An 18,906-nucleotide genomic window follows, 5' to 3' on the forward strand; every position below is an offset into this window, starting at 1 on the left:
TCTCCACATAATTTTTTAATCATTTTTAATGAAGCAGTTGCTTACTCATCTAAATCAAATTCTGTTATAAAACTTTCTTCATCATATACAAATGGGCAAATTTCATATCAATCTTTATCTAATAGCCAGTCTACAAACTCTGAGTCAAGATCAAAAATTGGTTTTGCTCTGCCATAGCCATCAATTTTAATTGGGAAAGATGTATCACTTAGTTCCAATAAGTCTACAAGTAAATCAAGGTTTGTTTCAGTTCCATAGGTTTTTAAGTCAATATCCATTTGTTCTCATAATTCATCAAATGAGTGTATATCGCTTTCTCTATAAAAATCATCTAATATTTCATATTCATCTTCTTCATAGGCAATTATTTCACTAACAATTAAGCCTGTTTTATAGATACCTGCAATTTTGTCTAAGTCAGTTGTTTTGCTAATTTCTGCATATATTTTTTGCTCTAGTTTTTCATCATAGCCACTAAAATCAATGTCAGCAATTTCATCAATTATTCTTAAATAAATTCTTTGTTCACGTTCACTTTGAAATCTATTGGCTTTTTCTCTAAGTTTTGCATATGTTTCATTATGTGTCTCTATTGGCATCATTTCTCCTTATAAAATAGTTATTTAGCACATCTATTACTTTGATATTTTGTTCTATCAAATTTAGCATTCTTGTCTTTATTTCACTCACTTATTCGTTCTCTTGCATATTTATTTTGCATGTATCATTTTTCTTTTTAAGAACTATTAATTTTGATGACTCATCATTTACTAGTTTTGTCACATAATCTGCCAATTTAATTGAATCAGCTAACCCTAAGTAAGGTCTATCATCTCAATTGCTGTCACTTAACTTATCAATGAATTCTTTTAAATTCATTTTATATAATGCACTTGTATCAATACCAACTATGCCTTCTTTAATAGTTACATCCTTGCCATTTTTGTCAATAGCCTTAGCTAAATCTATTAAAAAGTGCTTACCTGTATTTTCATACTCATTTTTTCATTCAAGCAAGCCATTAACAAAGTAAATTTCATCTTTATCTATTGCAACTGGAACTGTGAATTTACTTAATTTCTGGTTATTTTTCTCTCAAAACTCGCTTTTTCACTCTAAAACTTTTAATGCTAATGAATCCATTTGTTTCTCCCATTACATTACTATTTTAAATTTCTTTTACTCTCTTAGCAAATTATTAAATGCAAGAGTTGCTATATCAGATGAAATATCTAAATAAGAAACATTAGGAAGCAATTCATCTAGCTCCTTTTTACTTAATCAAGCTAAGTAAGAAAGCAATAAATTGTTCTCATAAAACTCTCTTGCTCTACCTTTTTTATCAAGCTGTACCATTGCATATTCATTACAATCTCTTACTAAATCAATATAAAGATTCATTTCAGGGCTTTTAGTGCCCAATTTATTAATGCTTTTAGTAGCTTTATCCATTAAATATTTGTATTCAAATATTCGATCATATTCCATATACTCATTAAGACTAAAGTTAACTAACTTAGTATCTTCTCTATTATCAATATTTAATAAGCTTCAGTTACAAATTAATTGATAGATTTTGGTTAGTCTATTAACTTCAGTTAAACCTTCATATAACTCTTTTAGTATCTTTTCTAAAAGTTTAGAATAAACTCAAGCTTTTTCCATTGCTGGTATTCTTTCATTAATAGCTAATATGATGTTTATATATGTAGTTCTGTCACCAAATTTATTGCTGATTGTGTTTGCAATTTCATTGAATTTATCAATAATTTCTGATGACTTAAGCTTCCTAGGCATTGATGCATACAAAATATTTTTAATATTTTTCTCTGTAAAATAATCCATATTATTACTGCCTTTTTAATCTTCTATATAGAAGGTGTAAATATTGTCTTTAGAGTGCTGATCTGGCTGTTGAATAGGGGTTTCAAAATGATATTTTGACATTTTTGATAATAAAACTCTGTTTGCTTTAATGTAGGTTTTATAGTACTTTTTGTCATCTTTAGTGTATGAATTAACTAGTAATTTTCCTGTTATTTCTACTAAATCACGTCTTTTAATGTTATTTAAAACATAGTCAACAACTACTGGATCTCACACAGCTATTTCAATAAAGTTAGGATTGCCATTTTGTATGTTGTTTATAGTAAATTTAATGGCTTTTTCATTAATGTTATATTTTGATTTATATTCAATTACTGTAAAGCTCTCGCTAATTACAAATCCATAAATACGGATGTGATTCAAAAAATTAGCTTGCATTTAGATTACTCCCTTCCCATTAGTTCATTTATGCTAGCAGTTTCTCTTAAATTAGCTTTGTCCACATTAATTTCTATTTCATCTAAGAAGTAGTTAAAGTCATTAGCAAACTGTTTTGAAGCAAAAATTACACTATTAATTCATTTTTTACGCATTTCTTTAGTGGAAGTATTTACTCAAGATCTAAATGCATCAAAGCTTGATAGTTCAATTCCTTTTAGTCTAAAGCTTTTACATATTGCATAAGCAACTAATTGAGCTTGATATCTATTTTCAATATTGTTTATTGCTGATATATCATGGCCTAGCAATGTGTGAGCATATTCTTTAACAAGTGAATATATATTTTGAGTAATTGAATTTTTATCATTTAGCCTAATTCAGTGCTTAATTCCATGGGAATTCTTATCATAAAATCTTTGCTCACTAGTACTTAAGCCCATTGTGGCATAGGTTATTCCAATATTATGTTTGGCTATAAAGTTACATAGCAAACTCAGCAACTTAGTATTTGGATTAATATTTTCATTATCTTCTTTTATAAAGTATGAAAAGTATTGTTTTGGGTATTGTGCTTTAGGAAGTGTTGTTTGTGATATGTCAAATACTTTAGCTAAGGTAAAACCTTTTGTATATGTATAAACTTCTAGTTCGTTGTTTTTAACTAACTCTTTTATTTCATTAGTTCATTTATCTTTTGTAACTTTTGTATTGTTATACACAACATACTCAATGACTTTAGGTCTAAATATTGATATTCCTTTTTCATTTTTCCTTACTTGAATATTTTCTTTTTTCCAACTGCTATATGACTTAACTATTGACGCCCCAGGAAACTGAGTTCTAACCAAATACATATTAATAAAGCTATACTTGTTGTCTAAGTTAGCAATGAAAGATAAGAACTCTTCCATCTTAGTACTATCATATAAGTAACTACTAAGAAGCAAATCTGTTGTAATTATTGTGCTTTCTATAAATCTATTTGTTTGTTCTTTTCTTAATTCTTTTTTTGTCATTTCATAATGTCCTATACTCTCCCCCATACCCCCACACAATAAACTGGGGGCAATATACTAATTTAAATTAAACATACTAACACTGCCCCCTGGCTCATGCATTATGAGCCATCTCCCTGTTGTTCAATGGGTTTGAACTACAGAGACATATAATTTGAACAGTCTTTCATTACTTGATTAGTTATTTCATACCTAATCAAACAATAAACTTGAATAAGTTTTAATAAGTACTCAAGTTTTTTCTTTATAGTTAGTTATAAACAAGCTATGATAAGTAATCATTTTTGGACACTTAATTAGTTTTTTGTCTTACTTAATTCAATAGTAGATACGAACAAGTTATGTTAGGTAATTAAGTTTTAATATTTAGTTAGTTATTTGTATTCTTGGCATAGGTTTTTATAATATGTTTGAAATAATTCATAACAATAAAAATTAGTCTAAGAATTCATAACTTTAACTATTTTCAATTAATCATTTTTAAAATTATCTCTAACTAGTTAATTAGTTCATTGACTACTTACAATTAGTTATTGAAGACTTAATTAAAATTTCATAAATATTAATATTTATATGCAGTAAGTTATTATTTAATATTGTCTTAATACTATTTAAAATAAATGATTTCTACTATAGCAATTTAAAAACCTAAATGATTTATGATGGTGTTCTCTTGGCATTGGGTTTTCATAATATGATTTAAATAATTCATAACAATAAAAATTAATCTAAGAATTAATAACTTTAGCTATCACTAATTAATTATTAATTTAATAAACTTTGAATTAATCAATTAAGTATCACTACTTAAATTAGTTATAGAATACTTAGTTAGACTTTTACAAACAATTAATATTTATATGCTGTAAGTTATTATTTAATGATGTTCTTATATTGTTTAAATTAATTAAATGATTTTTGTGATATTAATGCAAAAACCCAAATGATTTATATTTGTTGGGTTCAATTGGATTTTTTAATTTTCTTTTTTTAATTAAAATCAATCAATGCCCTACTGTTTGAATGTTTTTTTGACTGTTCGTTGCTTCCTTATTACGATAAATAGTTATATTTCATATAACATTTATCTTTATGTTTGTCATTTTAGCAAGTGAATTTTACACTGACCAAAACTACTATAAAACAGGCAAATATGGCAATATTAAATATGGATATTATGCGTTTCACACATATCCTAATTTAGTATTTTTAATTTAATTTTTGGCTTATTTTATTTTTTTAAATAAACATATATCTTTCAGTTACAAATTGATTGTTTTTGAATTCTTTTAAATACAAGAACCCTATATCAACAAATCCTTTTTTGAAAAACTTAATACTCTTTGCTATTGTGGCATTACTACCATCAAAGAACCTATTTTGAATTTTTAACAAACTATTTTTTGATTCATTAGCTACTGTTATAAACATTTTTATATTTTTAAAAGTTGTGAATTTTTTATATTTAATATTTCTTTTTTCTAACCTATAAGGCCTTGTTTCATAACCTTCACCATATTCAATGTTTCTTAATAGTGATTTGTCAGCTTTTGAATGATTCTTTTTATATGCTATTATTCTTGTTATATTTCAAAGGGTTGTTGCTGATCCATCAAGTAGAAAGTGCATTCACAATTTCTTTGATGATATTTTCATAAACTTTTCTTTTTTAATAGTTCATGGCTTTTTAGCTAGCTTAATTGCACCTTTTTTATTGTGTTCAATATAGCCAAGTTTTGATAGATGTTTGATAGTTTCAGTTAATGTTGAACGTTTGAAGCCTAATTTTTGCAAATACAAAATAGAAATATAGTTAGCCTTAGCACCTAATTGTTTAATAATGGCCAAGAGTTCAAAAGCAATTTTTCTTTCTTTTAATTCCTTGTACATTTTTTCACCAATCATGATCTTACTTTTAAATAAGATTTTAAGTGCTTTTTCTGTTAGCTTGTTATATTTCTTTTTATTGTACTTTCTTAAAAAGCCAAGTGTAACAACTGGTTTTTCCTTCTTTTTTAAAAACTGGCTTTCCATTATTTCTCCATTTAAACTATCAAAGTTCTATTAACTAAAAATGTTTTTGAACTTCAAGATATATATAAATGAAGCAAGAATTAAAAAAAGTGGGGGGATACCCACTTTCTTATATCAGTTCCAAAATTACGCACTTGTCTTATGCTATTCTTTAGTAAAATTGCTGCGTTGTCACAAGTTTACTATAACAACTAAACTGCATAAATTGCTTTAATAAATCATAATTAAATAAGAATTTCCCGGAAAATTAACTATATAAAAATACGAAAAAAGGCCGATTTTCATTATAGATTGTCATTTTTAAAGACAAGAACAGGGGTTTCAAAAACAAAAGCTCTTGTTTTTTTTATTTTACAAATGAAAAATTAGCAAAAAACATATAAAAATTTACTTGTTTTTCAAAAATAACTATGTAAAAAAGTTAATTATATATGGCAGTACCAGCAGAAATTAGAGTAATAGAAAGACCAAAAAATACTGTTGTCAAAAAATCAGGTTCAATGTGAGCAGTTATTGAAAGAGTTAGTTGTGTTAGAAAAAATGGAAAGACCAGCCAGTTGAAGGTAAAGTTATAGGGCATATAATTGACGGCAAATTTGTGCCAAAAGAAAAAGTGAAAATAACTGTTTCAATGAAAAATTTTGGCGACTATGAAATAGCAAAATCAGTTTCAAAGGATCTATTTACCGATTTAAGTAATGTGTATCCACAAAATATGGCAAAACATATATATGCTATTGCTTTGCTTCGTTCTATAAATCCAAGAATGACAAATAACAAATTAGATGAAGTATTTAATGAATCGTTTATGTCAGTTGAAAGTCCTGAACTTAAACTTGGAAAAAATAATGTCTCATCACTAATAAAATGAATTGGGAAGGACTATTCTAAAGTGCTTGAATTTATTCAAAATAGAATTAGCAAAATTGATGAAGGCAACAAAATTGCAATTGACGAAATGTTAAAAAATAATAATAGTAAAGTGAATTCATTAAACTATTTTTCATACAAATCAAAGCTAAAAAATAGCGAAAACATCTCTATTTTAATTGCTTTTAATGTAACAACTAGAGATGTAATTTATTCGTTTCCTTACTCAGGAAATTGTGTGGATGTCACTAGTTTTACTGATTTTTGGAAAAAACAGGCATAAATAAAAGAATAATTATAGGTGATAAAGACATAAATAGCAATGCGTTAATATCCAATGTTGATTTTATACATCCGCTTAAAAGATCATTAAAACTCTTAGAAGAAATTGATGCATACAATATGAAAGATAAAATAAACAGCAAAGATGAACCAACCTGATGTAAGAAGATATTTCACAATGGTCTTTATTACTATGCTTTTAGAAATTTAAAGCAAGCATCAAAAGAAGAACAAGACTTTATGTCAAGTAAAAAATTTTCAATTGAAAGATATGAAAAAATTAAGCACAAATTTGGAACAATTGTATATGTATCAGATCAAGATATCACTTGTAGAGATGCATTGAATTTATACAAGCAAAGATGAGAAATAGAGCTTGTTAACGATTTTTATAAAAATACATTAGAGTTAAAAACTGTTAGACGACATGATGACTACAGTGTTTATGGCGATGAGTTTTTGAATATGCTAACTCTTATAATCGGAAACAGGATCAAGAATAAATTTGCTGACTCAAAAATTTTAGGGGCTAAAACCTATCGTGATGTAATGAAAATATTTAAGCAATATAAAAAAATACAAATGCCATATAAAAATGACATTTGGTATGAAACAGAACTCCCAAAAAAGAGTATGGAGCTCATTGAAAAAATCTTGTATAGTTAATTTTTCGGGAAACTTTTATAAACTCAAAAAAGCTTATTCAAAAGGTATCAAATTCTTATCAGAAAACCAAATCAATAATAATCAGCCTGATGCAGTAAATGCAGCATAGTAAAAATATAGAAGTGACTGCATATTTTAAAATTTTAATTTTATAATCTTTTATGAGCCTATAAAGGCTCTTTTATTTTTTAGTAAATTGTTATTAGATTGTCTAAAAAGCCTATAAAATAGCCCTGTATAACATATTTAATTATGCTTAATAAACACGTTTTTTAATATAGAGAACATTATAAGCTATGTAAATATCTGCACTTGTATAATTATGTTTTTTAGTAAAATTATGTAAATCAGATAAATTCATTAGAATGAATTTGTGACATATGTTAAAACAGACAGCTTATTTAATAAAGTTAAATTAAAGTCTTGTTTTCGTTTTACTTATATAAAAAAATATTTTATTATTTTTACAAAATTATAGAATGAGGCAATATATATGACAAGATTGAAAAAAATAATGCTTATGTTCAGCTCTGTTATTACTTTATCAACCCTTCCTATTGTTGCTGCTAAATGTGGTGATGCTGATAGCAATGCTAAAACCGATGATTCATCTAAAAAAATAGATGATCCAAACAATAATAAAGAAAGTGGAGATCAAAAAAATCCTAATAAAGATCCTAACAACACAGAAAATCCAGATCATAATAATGCAACCAGCAAGACTGATAACGGCAACAAAGACAGTAATAAAGAAAACAAAGAATCTGATAACAACAAGATAGATAGAGATGATAAATCAGGTGACAAAAATAATATGACTCCAGGCGATGATCCTAATGCTTTAAATAAAGACACAAACGAAGAAGAGAAGAGGAAGCAAGAAGCTGAAAAAGAGAAAAAGAAAAAAGAAGAGGAAGAAGCTAGGAGAAAGCAAGAAGAAGAAAGAAAAAAAGAATCTGAGGAGAAAAAGAAACAGGAACAGGAAGACAGAAAAAGAAAGGAAGCTGAAGCAGAGAAAGTCAAGAAGAATGTAGAAGAATTTAGAAGGCTGTTTAAAGAATTAGAAGAAATTAAAAAAACATATGAAAAAGTAAAAAGCAAATTAACTAGTTCTGAATATGAAGCCATAAAGACTACATATGAAAATTTCTTTAATGCAAAAGGATTCAATCAATACACACAACTTATGGAGCAGTCAAAAAGAGGTAATGACCCTGATTACTTATTAGATATGCTAAAAAATTTTATTAATAATCACAACTCAACTGTTAAACCTAAATTTGAAAAGCTTTAATAATTTTTAGATAAGTAAATTGCAGAGCAATTTGTGCAAAAAAATCTAACCATGTGGTTAGATTTTTAAGTGCTTGTTTTTATTATTTTAATTCAACATCAGCGCCAGCTTCAACTAATTTAGCTTTAAGTGCTTCAGCTTCAGCAGCAGGAATGTTTTCTTTTAATGTAGCAGGAAGTGTTGAAACTAATTTGTTTGCATCCATTAATGCAAGGTTAAGAAGTTCTTTAACTGCTTTAACAATAGCAAGTTTTTTACCATTGTCTGACTTAAGAATAACTGAAAGAGTTGATTTCTTTTCTTCAGCTTCAGCAGCAGGTGCAGCAGCTGCAACAGCAACAGCAGAAGGGTCGATACCAAATTCTTCTTTCATTGCTTCAACTAATTCCATAACTTCTTTAATTGACATTTCTTTTAATGAAGAAATAAATGATTCTTTTGTTAATTTTGCCATGATATTAATCCTTTCTTTTAAAAGTATTATTCGCTTTCTTTTTCACTATATAGCTTTAAAGAAAGAGAGAGTTGTTGTAATGGAGCAATAAGTGAACGTGCAAGAATTGATAATGCTTCTTCATAGTTTGGTAATGAAGCAACTTCAGCAACACCTTTTGCATCAATAACATTGTTTTCAAATACACCAGCTTTAGGTACTAATAATTTGTTTTCTTTTGCAAATTTAACTAATACTTTAGCAGCTGCATTGTCTTCTAGATTGCTAAATGCAAACAAGTTTGGACCAACTAAATGTTCATTAAGGTCATAACCCGCTTTTTGTGCAGCTAACTTAAACAATCTATTTTTGTAAACTTTAATTTCAATGCCTAATTTTTTGGCACTAACACGTAAGTTTTTAAGGTCAGCAACAGTTAGACCACGGTATTCAGCAACAATAAATCCTTTAGCCGCAGCAATTTTTTGGCTAATTTCTTCAACTGTTTCAACTTTTGCTAATCTGTTTGCTGTTTCTTTGACTGTATGCATCAAATTTCCCCCTTTCATAATAAATAAAGAGTTCCAATACAATAGACAATATTAGTTATAGAAAAAACTAAGATATACACTCGGTAACATATTAAGCTAGGCAGTTACTGTCTTTATGTATTGTATTTATATTTTATAAATAAATTTATTTTTTCAAAGTAAAAATATAGCCTTAATTAATAACTAATTGCTTACAAACATAATGCTCCAATATAAAGCATGAATAAATTGTGTATAATTGCATAATTATTAAGAAATATTAGCATTCTATAGGAGATTTGTCTATGAAAAAATTACATAAACTAGGTTTTGCTATTCTTCCAATTTCTCTAACAACTTCATTTGTTTCTGCAGGTTGCAATGATAAAAACAAGTCTGACATTAAGCTTGATGAAAATACAAAATTGTTTTACTTTGATATAAATTCAAACAATAAAGCAACCATAACTGCCTATAATCGTGTACTTTTCGACGATTCTAACAATATTGTTGCTCAAAGTAAAACAATCAAAATTCCTGAAAAAGTTAAATACAAAAATGTTGAATATGTTGTTGATTCAATTGGCTCAGAATCATTTATGGAATTAGCAAATTTAGAAGAAGTTGAGTTTTCAAACGAAATAAAATTTATTGGCGACAGAGCTTTTGCTAATAGTTCTAAATTAAAGTCAATTAAATTTAGTGAAGCTTCAGAACTAGAAGCAATTAATATTAGTGCTTTTGCTAATACTAATTTAGAAAATGTTATCTTACCTAAAAAACTTTCTTCAATTTCTTCATATGCCTTTGCTAATATAAAAAATGACAAATTTTCATTAGTGCTTAATTCACGGCTAGATAATGGTAGCAAACTTAATATTGGCCAATATGCTTTTAAAGATCTCAAAGATTCATTCAAGCTAGAAATTAAAAACCTTAAAATTGAAGCAGTTGCTGGTGCTGATAAATTGGCTGAATTTGCCCAATTTATAGGCTTAAAGGACAATCAGATTACTTTTAGTAAAAAATAAACGGCTCTTTCCGTTTATTTTTTATTCACTCTTTTAAGTGTTGGGAATAATAACACGTCCCTTATTGAACTAGTTTCTGTTAAAAGCATAATTAATCTATCGATACCAATGCCACATCCGCCTGTTGGTGGCATTCCATATTCTAGTGCGTCCACAAAATCTCAGTCAATATCGCTAGCTTCATCATTGCCAGCTTTCTTTTCGTCAATTTGACTTTTAAACCTTTCTAACTGGTCTATTGGATCACTTAACTCAGTGTACATATTGGCATATTCTTTAGTATTAATAAATAATTCGGCTCTTTCAGTAAATCTAGGATCACTAGCTTTAGCACTTAGTGGTGAAACTTCAATAGGATGGCCATAAATAAAGGTTGGTTGAATAAGTGAGCTTTCCACTAACTCTTCATAAAGAGCATTAATTATATGCCCTGTGGTTCAGAATTTTTCAATTTTAATATTGTGCTTTTTGGCCTCTAAAATAGCCTCATCCAGACTAATGTTTCTAAAGTCTCTACCAGTTTTTTCATTAACTGCATCCACCATATTAATTCTCTTAAATGGTTTTGATAAATCAACTTCAGTACCATTGTTAACAAAAACTGACTTACCTAATTTTTGACATAGAACCTTAAACAATTCTTCAGTTCTGTCCATCATGCCTTCAACATTAGAATAAGCTTCATAAAACTCAATTGTAGTAAATTCAGGATTATGAGTTGTGTCATAGCCTTCGTTTCTAAAAATTCTGCCTAATTCATAAACTCTTTCAAGTCCGCCAACTACACATTTTTTAAGTGGAATTTCTGTAGCAATTCTTAAAACAAATTCTTGGTTTAATGAATTATGATGAGTTGTAAAAGGCTTAGCAGCAGCTCCTGAAACATAGTCTTGTAAAAAAGGTGTTTCAACTTCCAAGTAGTCTAAATTATCAAAGTACTCTTTAATTCATTTAATAATTTTAGTTCTTAAAATGAACTTGTTTTTTGACTCTTCATTAGTAATTAAGTCAACTCATCTGCGTCTATATCTTTCTTCAGTATCAACTAGCCCATGATATTTTTCAGGTAGTGGCTTAAGTGCTTTAGTTAAAAGCTCTATTTTATTGCACTTTAAGGTAAGTGCATTAGTGTGAGTTTTCATAACAGTACCACTAACTCATAAAATGTCACCAATATCAAATGTGCCTACTATTTTAGCTACATTTTCATCACTTTTTTTATTGAAATAAACTTGAACTAAGCCTTTAGAGTCTTTTAATACTAAAAATGGCCCTCTTACAGTCATTAATCTGCCGGCTACATTAACACTAATATTTTTTTCTTCTAATTCTTCCCTAGAAAAAGAGTCATAATTATTAACTATTTCTTGACTTAAAACTAACTTGCCTAAGTCGTAAGCTTTTTTAAATGGAGCAATGTTATTTTCACTATAAAAATTTAATTTATTACGTCTGACTTGCTCTTGCTCAGTATATTTTTCCATTATTAATTATTATCTCCAAAAAACAAAAGATTTATATATTTATATATCTTATATGAATATTGAATAATGGTGGCAAAAAATGCCTACTAGTCCCATTTATTTACTAATTTTAAAATATAATTCATAATGATTGTTATTACTAATGAGGTTAACAAATGGCAAAATACTACAATGGCACACATTACATTTTGGATGAAGAAAATCATCAAGTAATCTTAATGGACAATTTTCAAGAGCAACTGCTAGGATCTAATAAATTTTTAAAATTCAAAAAGCTTGGTGGCTCATCTATTTCGAATATTTTGACTCCTGACCGCTTCAATAGTGAGTTTAAAGCATTTTGTCATATCGCAAGGCTTGCCCTTCCTGTTTTGCAAAAAAAATATGTAAATGCTGGTCAAATATTAGAGCTTAAAATCATTGAAAATCTGCAAGAATTCTATAATAAAAAATTGCTCAAAAACACTATAATTAAGCATATTGAGGCAAAAGATGTCGATTATGATTACTTTAAAAATTTAGATATTATTGGTGGGGTACCTGATGCTTTAGCTGAAAATGAAAAAATCGTGTTTGAGATCAAAACAACAAATATCAAAAACTATGATTCTTGAACTTTAAACAATCAAGCTAACAAGTTAAAAAAAGATGGTGTTCCACTTAATTATAAAAAGCAAGCACAATTATATGCAAGTTTGCTCGGCTATGATTCATACATTATTGTTGGTTGCTTTTTAAATGATGATGATTATGCTAATCCTGAAGATGTAAATGTTGCCAAAAGAAAAATTGAAGTATTTCACTACTCACTAAAAAATAATCCTGATTTGCAAATGCAAATAAAGGACGATATTCAAAAAATAATAGAATTTCACAAAAGATACAGTGTTTATAAAGAAAAAAAATCGCCTAAGTATGACTTAATAAATGACAAAGACCAAGTTGACTACCTTAGATGCAAGAATGAAAATGAAAGAAGAGAACTTTTTAATAAATGAAAACAAATGGGTAAAATAGATGATGACATTCCATTTGAATCATTTTAACAAAATGCCTGTTTTATAGCATTTTTAGAAAAAAGGGGGTAAAAATGAATATATCAATTACATATGTAGCTAACCAACTTAAACTTAACGAAGACCAAGTTTCAACAGTACTTAATTTATTAGATGAAGGGGCTACAGTTCCTTTTATTGCTAGATATAGAAAAGCTTTAACTGGTGGTCTTGATGAAGAAGTTATTCAAGAAATTCACCAAATGTATACTTACAATATTGAACTTAACAAGCGTAAGGAAGCTATTATTAAAATATTGGAAGAAAAGAAGCTTTTAACTCCTGAATTAAAAGCCAAAATTGACGAAGTTGATACTAAAGCAGCTTTAGAAAATATTTATGAGCCATTTAAAGTTGGAAAAAAAACTAAGGCAACTGAAGCTATTGCTTTAGGTTTAGAGCCACTTGCATTATCAATTCTAGAGGCTGAAAATCCAAGATTTAATCCTTATAAAGAAGCAGAAAAATATCTTAATGAAAAAGTACAAAGTGTTGAGTTTGCTATTGAACAAGCTCAATACATTATTAGTCAGATAGTGTCACAAGATGTTGCCAACCGTGAAATGGTTAAAAAACAAATATATGACTATGGTTATATCATCACCAAAAAGAAGAAAAATGCTGAGGATGAAAAAGAAACTTTCCATATGTATTATGACCATAAGGAAAGAGTAAGCAAAATTCCTAATCACAGAGTATTAGCAATTTCTAGAGCTGAAAATTTGAAAATAATTAGTTACAACATTGAAGAATTTAATCAAGCAAAAATAACATATGATTTAAACCAAAAGTACTTTAAAATAAAGACAACGGGCAAAATTATTCACGCTTCAATTATTGATAGTTTAGAAAGATTAATTCTTCCTTCAATTATTAGAGAAATTAAATCTGACCTTTTTGCAAGAGCTGAAAGCGAAGCAATTAAGCTTTTTGCTGAAAATGTTGAAACAATGCTCTTATTCCCTGCTGTTAAAAATAAGTGAGTGGCTGCAATTGACCCTGCATTCGTTAATGGCTGTAAAATAGCCATTTTAGACCCACAAGGTAACTTCATTGAAAAAGGCATAATGTATCCTAACCCTCCACAATCAAGAACCGAAAATGCTGCTAGAACAATTAATAAATTTCTTGATAAATACCCTATAAACATCATTGTTATAGGTAATGGTACTGCTTCAAGAGAAACTGAACAATTTATTGCTAATGTAATTAAAGAAAGAGAAAAGGCTCACAAAGATCTTGACTTGCAATTTGCAATAGTTTCTGAAGTTGGTGCTTCAGTTTACTCAGCTTCTGAAGTTGCTATTAAAGAATTCCCTGATTTAAATGTCGAAGAAAGAAGCGCAATTAATATTGGTAGAAGGTTCCAAGACCCCCTTAATGAACTTATTAAAATTGATCCAAAATCTATTGGAGTTGGACAATATCAATATGACGTAAATCAAAAAGAGCTTTCACAAGCTTTAGAATTTAAAGTGGATAAAGCAGTTAACTTAGTTGGAGTTGACTTAAACACTGCATCAGCTGAAATATTAAAATTTGTTTCGGGCTTAAATAATAAACATGCACAAAACATTATCGAATACCGTAGTAAAATAGGTAAATTCAAAAACCGTGAAGAATTATTAAAGGTAAAATCATTAGGTGAAAATACATATGAACAAGCAGTCGGATTTTTAAGAATTCATGATTCAAATAACTTTTTTGATAGAACAAGCATCCACCCTGAATCATATGAATTAGCAAATAAAATCGTCGATAAATTGGGCATAGATTTAGAAAACATTAATGCTGAAGTGCTTAAAAATGCTGATATTAAATCTTTAGCAGCTGAATTTAACTCTAACGAATATGATGTCAAATTGATTATTGATTCTTTAATAAATCCTACTAAAGATATTAGAGATGAAAAAGAAGGCTATAAGCTTAAAAAAGATATTTTAAATCTTGAGGATTTAAAAGTTGGCATGATTTTAGAAGGCTCAGTTCAAAATATTACTGACTTTGGTATCTTTGTTTACATAGGTATTAAACAAGCAGTGCTTATCCATATTTCAAAAATGAAGAAAACCCCTACTCACTATGTTGCGCACCCTAAAGATTTAGTTAAGACTGGTGATGTTGTTACTTTAGAAATTATTGAGATTAACAAAGAAAATGACAAAATTCAAGGTAAGCTAATTTGACCAGAAACCCAATAAAACAAGTATTTTAGACAAAATTAACTACATAGCAAAAATTCAAGAAGGCAAAATTCTTGAATTTTTTAGCACTCTAGCAATTAAAGTGCTAAAATATTTGTGTTAGAGTGTTGTGGAGGTAAGCTATGGAATTTAATTTTGAAGATTTATTTAATAACATCCAAGACAATAATAAAAATAAAAATACTGAAAATGATCCACTTAAAATATATGGCCGTAATTTAACTGATTTAGCTGCTAAACATGAATTAGAACCAGTTATAAATAGAGATGATGAAATTAGAAGATTAATTCGTATTTTAAGTCGTAAAACTAAAAATAATCCTGTCTTAGTAGGTGAACCAGGTGTTGGTAAAACTGCAATTGTTGAAGGCTTAGCTAGAAAAATAGTTGAAGGTGAAGTTCCTGAAAACCTTAAAAATAAGGATGTTTATGAACTAGACTTAGCAAGTCTTATAGCTGGAGCTCAATTTCAAGGCCAATTTGAAAAAAGACTTAAAGACGTATTAAAAAGAATTGAAGATTCTAATGGCGAAATAATTGTTTTCATTGATGAAATACATATGTTAGTTGGTACTGGTAAAAATGCTGATGGTGGTATGGATGCTGCTAACATTGTTAAGCCATTGATGGCTAGAGGTAAAATGCACTTAATTGGTGCAACAACCTACAATGAATATAGAAAATATATTGAAAAAGATGCTGCCTTAGAAAGACGTATGCAAAAGGTGGACATTTTAGAACCTTCAATTGATGACACTATTACTATATTACGTGGAATTAAAAGTAGATTTGAAAACTATCATAATGTCAAAATTCAAGATGATGCCCTAGTAGCTGCTGCCAAGTTAAGCTCTCGTTATATTTCAGACAGATTCTTGCCTGATAAAGCTATTGATTTAGTCGATGAAGCAGCTGCTACTATAAAAACCGAAATCAACTATGAACCAGAGGAATTGGAAAAAGTAAAGCAATTATTAACTCGTTTAAATATGGAGAAAATTGCTTTAAATGAAGAAGATAAAGAAAAACATAAAAATAGAATTCTTGAACTTGAAAAAGAAATTAAGTCCGCTAATGAAAAAATAAGCAAGCTCCAAAACAAGTGAAATGATGAGAAAAAAGAATTAGAAGACTTATCAAAACTAAAAAAATATTTAGATGATTTATGATACAAAATAAACATTTACAAAAGAGAAACTAAATATGAAGATGCTTCAAGATTAGAATATTCAGAAGTTCCTAAAATTGAGAAAAAAATAAAGGAATTAGAAGAAAAAATATCTTCAGGCGCATCGACTTTAATTAAAAATAGTGTAACAGCAGAAGAAATTGCGGGAATTGTTTCAAAATGAACAATGATTCCAGTAACTAAATTATTAGAAACTGATAAGCAAAAATTGCTTAATCTTGAAAATGAATTAAAAGCCAGAATTAAAGGTCAAGATGAAGCAGTAAATTTGGTGTCTAAGGCTGTTTTAAGGGCAAAGGCGAACATTAACGATCCTAACAGACCACTTGCAAGTTTTCTATTCACAGGGCCAACAGGTGTAGGTAAAACTGAGTTAGCAAGAGCATTAGCATTTGCTTTATTTGATAGCGAAAAACAAATGATTAGATTAGATATGTCTGAGTATATGGAGAAACACAGCGTATCTAAAATAATAGGAGCTCCTCCAGGTTATGTTGGCTTTGACCAAGGTGGTTCACTTGCTGAAAATATTAGAAAAAATCCATATACTATCTTGCTTTTTGATGAAATAGAGAAAGCTGACAGAAATGTTTTGAACATCTTATTGCAAATTCTAGATAATGGTGCATTTACCGATTCAACTGGAAGGGTAATAAACTGTAGAAACTTAATCATCATTATGACTTCTAATATTGCATCAAACATTGAACTAAACGAAGCATTAGATCAAGTGCCAAGTTTAAAAGCTGAGTTGCTTAAATTTTTAAGCCCAGAATTTGTAAATAGAATTGATGAAATTGTTAAATTTAACCACCTAAGTGAATATGATGTTCAACAAATTGTGATTCTAGAGCTTCAAAAATTAATTAAAAGAATTTATGAAACTAAAGAAATTACACTAAAGTATTCACCTAAATTAGTTGAGCACATTGCTAAAAATGCTTATGATGATAACTTTGGCGCCCGTCCAATAAAAAGATATATTCAAAATAATATTGAAAGTATGCTAGCTTACCAAATAATTGAAGGCTCTCTTCACAAAAATAATGAATATGAAATAACTGTTTTTGCAAACAAATTCATTGTTTCAAAAGCAAAATAATTAAAAAACAAAATGCAGGCAAAATTAAACTTTTTCGCTTGCATTTTTTTATTATTGATATAAAATTAAATTACTTACCCTGTCAAGTAGTAGTGCTTGACACCCAAAATATTTATAAAGGAGCTTAACTATGGTTAAAATTAGACTTAAACGTCTAGGAAGCAAGTTTAATGCTTGCTATAAAATTGTAGTAGCAGATGCTCGTGCTCCACGTGATGGAAGATTTATAGAAGCTATTGGTGAATACAACCCTCACTCAAAAGCTATTAGAATCAATGAAGAAGCTGCTATTCAATGAATTAAAAATGGTGCACAACTAACACAAACTGTTTACAACCTTTTCAAAACTCAAAAACTTAACGAAAAAATCAATTCTGTACTAAAAAGTGAAAAAGTTGCTGCTAAACAAGCATCAAAATAATTTATGAAGATTAATTTTTTAACGCTTTTTCCTAACTATTTTTCCCCTTTTACTGAAGAATCAATCATTGCAAAGGCAATAGAGAATAAGCTTATTGACATAAATATCGTTGACTTTAGATTATTTAGTTTGGATAAACATCACAAAGTAGATGACGAAACTTATGGTGGCGGTCAAGGTATGCTTTTACAAATTGAGCCAATCGATAGAGCTTTGGATTCATTAGAAAACAGAGGTGGATATAAAATTTTAGTTTCACCACAAGGAAAGGTATTTAACCAACAAAAGGCACGTGAGTTATCTAAATTTGACCAAATTACCTTTATTTCAGGCAGATATGAAGGATTTGACGAACGGGTAACTGAATTAGTTGATGAAGAATTATCAATTGGTGATTATGTGCTTACTGGTGGTGAACTGCCTTCGATGGTAATGGCAGATTCAATAATTAGACTTATTGATAATGTCATTAGAAAAGAAAGCCACGAATATGAATCATTTGAAGGTGACGGCTTACTAGACTATCCGCAATATACACGTCCACGTGAATACAAAGGAATGTCTGTACCTGATGTTCTTTTAAATGGCAATCATGCTGAAATTGAAAAGTGAAGGAAAGAAGCTAAATATAAAAAGACATTAAAAAATCGTCCAGATATTATTGAAAGGATTAATCATGAGAAATAAATTAATCGAATTAGTAGAAGCTAGTCAATTACGTACAGATTTCCCAGAATTTCGTGTTGGAGACAATGTTAGAGTTCACGTTCGTATTCGTGAAGGTGGAAAAGAACGTATCCAAATTTTTGAAGGTTTAGTAATTAGCAAAAAAGAATCAGGCACCAGAGAAACTTTTACAGTTAGAAAAATATCTTTCGGAATCGGTGTTAATAGAACTTTCCCACTACACTCACCACTAATTTCAGCAATTGAAGTTGTTAGATCTAACAAAGTTAGAAGAGCAAAACTTTACTACATGAAAAACCGTGCTGGTAAATCAGCTCGTCTTAAAGAAATTAAGAGATAA

The 18,906-nt window shown here is 28.6% G+C and carries 18 protein-coding genes and 1 pseudogene; 10 read left to right on the top strand and 9 right to left on the bottom strand.

Features of this window, described 5'->3' with window-relative positions:
• Positions 1-41: 41 nt before the first annotated feature.
• The 5 genes from MAGA_RS03520 to MAGA_RS03540 form a co-directional block, all read right to left on the bottom strand.
• Positions 42-602 carry an Mbov_0392 family ICE element protein gene (locus tag MAGA_RS03520; RefSeq protein WP_013021933.1) on the bottom strand — a complete coding sequence of 187 codons (561 nt, stop codon included), beginning with the start codon at positions 600-602 and terminating at the stop codon, positions 42-44.
• A gap of 88 nt (positions 603-690) precedes the next feature.
• A complete protein-coding gene (locus MAGA_RS03525) occupies positions 691-1,143 on the bottom strand; it encodes a hypothetical protein (RefSeq protein WP_013021932.1) in 453 nt (150 codons plus the stop codon).
• A 36-nt stretch (positions 1,144-1,179) separates the two neighbouring features.
• The gene (locus MAGA_RS03530) at positions 1,180-1,845 is read right to left on the bottom strand and encodes an Mbov_0392 family ICE element protein (protein ID WP_013021931.1); all 666 of its coding nucleotides are present in this window, start codon (positions 1,843-1,845) and stop codon (positions 1,180-1,182) included.
• A 15-nt stretch (positions 1,846-1,860) separates the two neighbouring features.
• Positions 1,861-2,265 carry a single-stranded DNA-binding protein gene (locus MAGA_RS03535; protein WP_013021930.1) on the bottom strand — a complete coding sequence of 135 codons (405 nt, stop codon included), beginning with the start codon at positions 2,263-2,265 and terminating at the stop codon, positions 1,861-1,863.
• A 5-nt stretch (positions 2,266-2,270) separates the two neighbouring features.
• Positions 2,271-3,311 carry an ArdC-like ssDNA-binding domain-containing protein gene (locus MAGA_RS03540; protein ID WP_235619422.1) on the bottom strand — a complete coding sequence of 347 codons (1,041 nt, stop codon included), beginning with the start codon at positions 3,309-3,311 and terminating at the stop codon, positions 2,271-2,273.
• 1,065 nt (positions 3,312-4,376) lie between these two features.
• Between MAGA_RS03540 and MAGA_RS04895 the strand changes: the two genes are divergently transcribed.
• A complete protein-coding gene (locus MAGA_RS04895; RefSeq protein WP_268741574.1) occupies positions 4,377-4,502 on the top strand; it encodes a hypothetical protein in 126 nt (41 codons plus the stop codon).
• 21 nt (positions 4,503-4,523) lie between these two features.
• Here MAGA_RS04895 and MAGA_RS03545 read toward each other — a convergent pair whose 3' ends face one another.
• The gene (locus MAGA_RS03545; RefSeq protein WP_013021928.1) at positions 4,524-5,318 is read right to left on the bottom strand and encodes an MAGa4850 family ICE element protein; all 795 of its coding nucleotides are present in this window, start codon (positions 5,316-5,318) and stop codon (positions 4,524-4,526) included.
• A 431-nt stretch (positions 5,319-5,749) separates the two neighbouring features.
• On the opposite strand from MAGA_RS03545, the pseudogene MAGA_RS04920 reads away from it, so the two are divergent.
• A pseudogene (locus MAGA_RS04920) lies at positions 5,750-7,136 on the top strand (transposase).
• 493 nt (positions 7,137-7,629) lie between these two features.
• On the top strand, positions 7,630-8,430 hold the full coding sequence (locus tag MAGA_RS03555) for a variable surface lipoprotein (protein WP_013022239.1): 801 nt from the start codon (positions 7,630-7,632) through the stop codon (positions 8,428-8,430).
• Positions 8,431-8,512: 82 nt separating this feature from the next.
• Here MAGA_RS03555 and rplL read toward each other — a convergent pair whose 3' ends face one another.
• The gene (gene rplL / locus MAGA_RS03560; protein WP_004024017.1) at positions 8,513-8,884 is read right to left on the bottom strand and encodes a 50S ribosomal protein L7/L12; all 372 of its coding nucleotides are present in this window, start codon (positions 8,882-8,884) and stop codon (positions 8,513-8,515) included.
• A 26-nt stretch (positions 8,885-8,910) separates the two neighbouring features.
• Positions 8,911-9,414 (bottom strand): 50S ribosomal protein L10, encoded by a 504-nt coding sequence (gene rplJ, locus MAGA_RS03565; RefSeq protein ID WP_042509407.1) that lies wholly within the window; start codon positions 9,412-9,414, stop codon positions 8,911-8,913.
• A 284-nt stretch (positions 9,415-9,698) separates the two neighbouring features.
• Between rplJ and MAGA_RS03570 the strand changes: the two genes are divergently transcribed.
• Positions 9,699-10,424, top strand: coding sequence for a leucine-rich repeat domain-containing protein (locus tag MAGA_RS03570; RefSeq protein WP_013022241.1), 726 nt, complete (start codon positions 9,699-9,701; stop codon positions 10,422-10,424).
• A 14-nt stretch (positions 10,425-10,438) separates the two neighbouring features.
• Here the strand turns inward: MAGA_RS03570 and lysS are convergent, their stop codons facing one another.
• Complete coding sequence (gene lysS, locus MAGA_RS03575) at positions 10,439-11,908, bottom strand: lysine--tRNA ligase (protein WP_013022242.1); 1,470 nt, start codon at positions 11,906-11,908, stop codon at positions 10,439-10,441.
• A gap of 155 nt (positions 11,909-12,063) precedes the next feature.
• Here lysS and MAGA_RS03580 point away from each other — a divergent pair, with 155 nt between their 5' ends.
• The 6 genes from MAGA_RS03580 (at position 12,064) to rplS (ending at position 18,906) form a co-directional block, all read left to right on the top strand.
• The gene (locus MAGA_RS03580; protein WP_013022243.1) at positions 12,064-12,954 is read left to right on the top strand and encodes an MAGa7180 family putative nuclease; all 891 of its coding nucleotides are present in this window, start codon (positions 12,064-12,066) and stop codon (positions 12,952-12,954) included.
• Positions 12,955-12,998: 44 nt separating this feature from the next.
• A complete protein-coding gene (locus MAGA_RS03585; RefSeq protein WP_013022244.1) occupies positions 12,999-15,164 on the top strand; it encodes a Tex-like N-terminal domain-containing protein in 2,166 nt (721 codons plus the stop codon).
• Positions 15,165-15,289: 125 nt separating this feature from the next.
• Positions 15,290-17,458: an ATP-dependent Clp protease ATP-binding subunit gene (locus MAGA_RS03590; RefSeq protein WP_013022245.1), complete on the top strand. Its 2,169-nt coding sequence runs from the start codon at positions 15,290-15,292 to the stop codon at positions 17,456-17,458.
• 130 nt (positions 17,459-17,588) lie between these two features.
• Complete coding sequence (rpsP, locus tag MAGA_RS03595) at positions 17,589-17,879, top strand: 30S ribosomal protein S16 (protein WP_013022246.1); 291 nt, start codon at positions 17,589-17,591, stop codon at positions 17,877-17,879.
• 3 nt (positions 17,880-17,882) lie between these two features.
• A complete protein-coding gene (gene trmD / locus MAGA_RS03600) occupies positions 17,883-18,566 on the top strand; it encodes a tRNA (guanosine(37)-N1)-methyltransferase TrmD (RefSeq protein ID WP_013022247.1) in 684 nt (227 codons plus the stop codon).
• Positions 18,556-18,906 (top strand): 50S ribosomal protein L19, encoded by a 351-nt coding sequence (gene rplS, locus MAGA_RS03605; RefSeq protein ID WP_004024029.1) that lies wholly within the window; start codon positions 18,556-18,558, stop codon positions 18,904-18,906. The genes trmD and rplS overlap by 11 nt, the downstream gene beginning before the upstream one ends.

Source organism: Mycoplasmopsis agalactiae, from assembly GCF_000089865.1.
Lineage (GTDB): Bacteria > Bacillota_I > Bacilli_A > Mycoplasmatales > Metamycoplasmataceae > Mycoplasmopsis > Mycoplasmopsis agalactiae_B.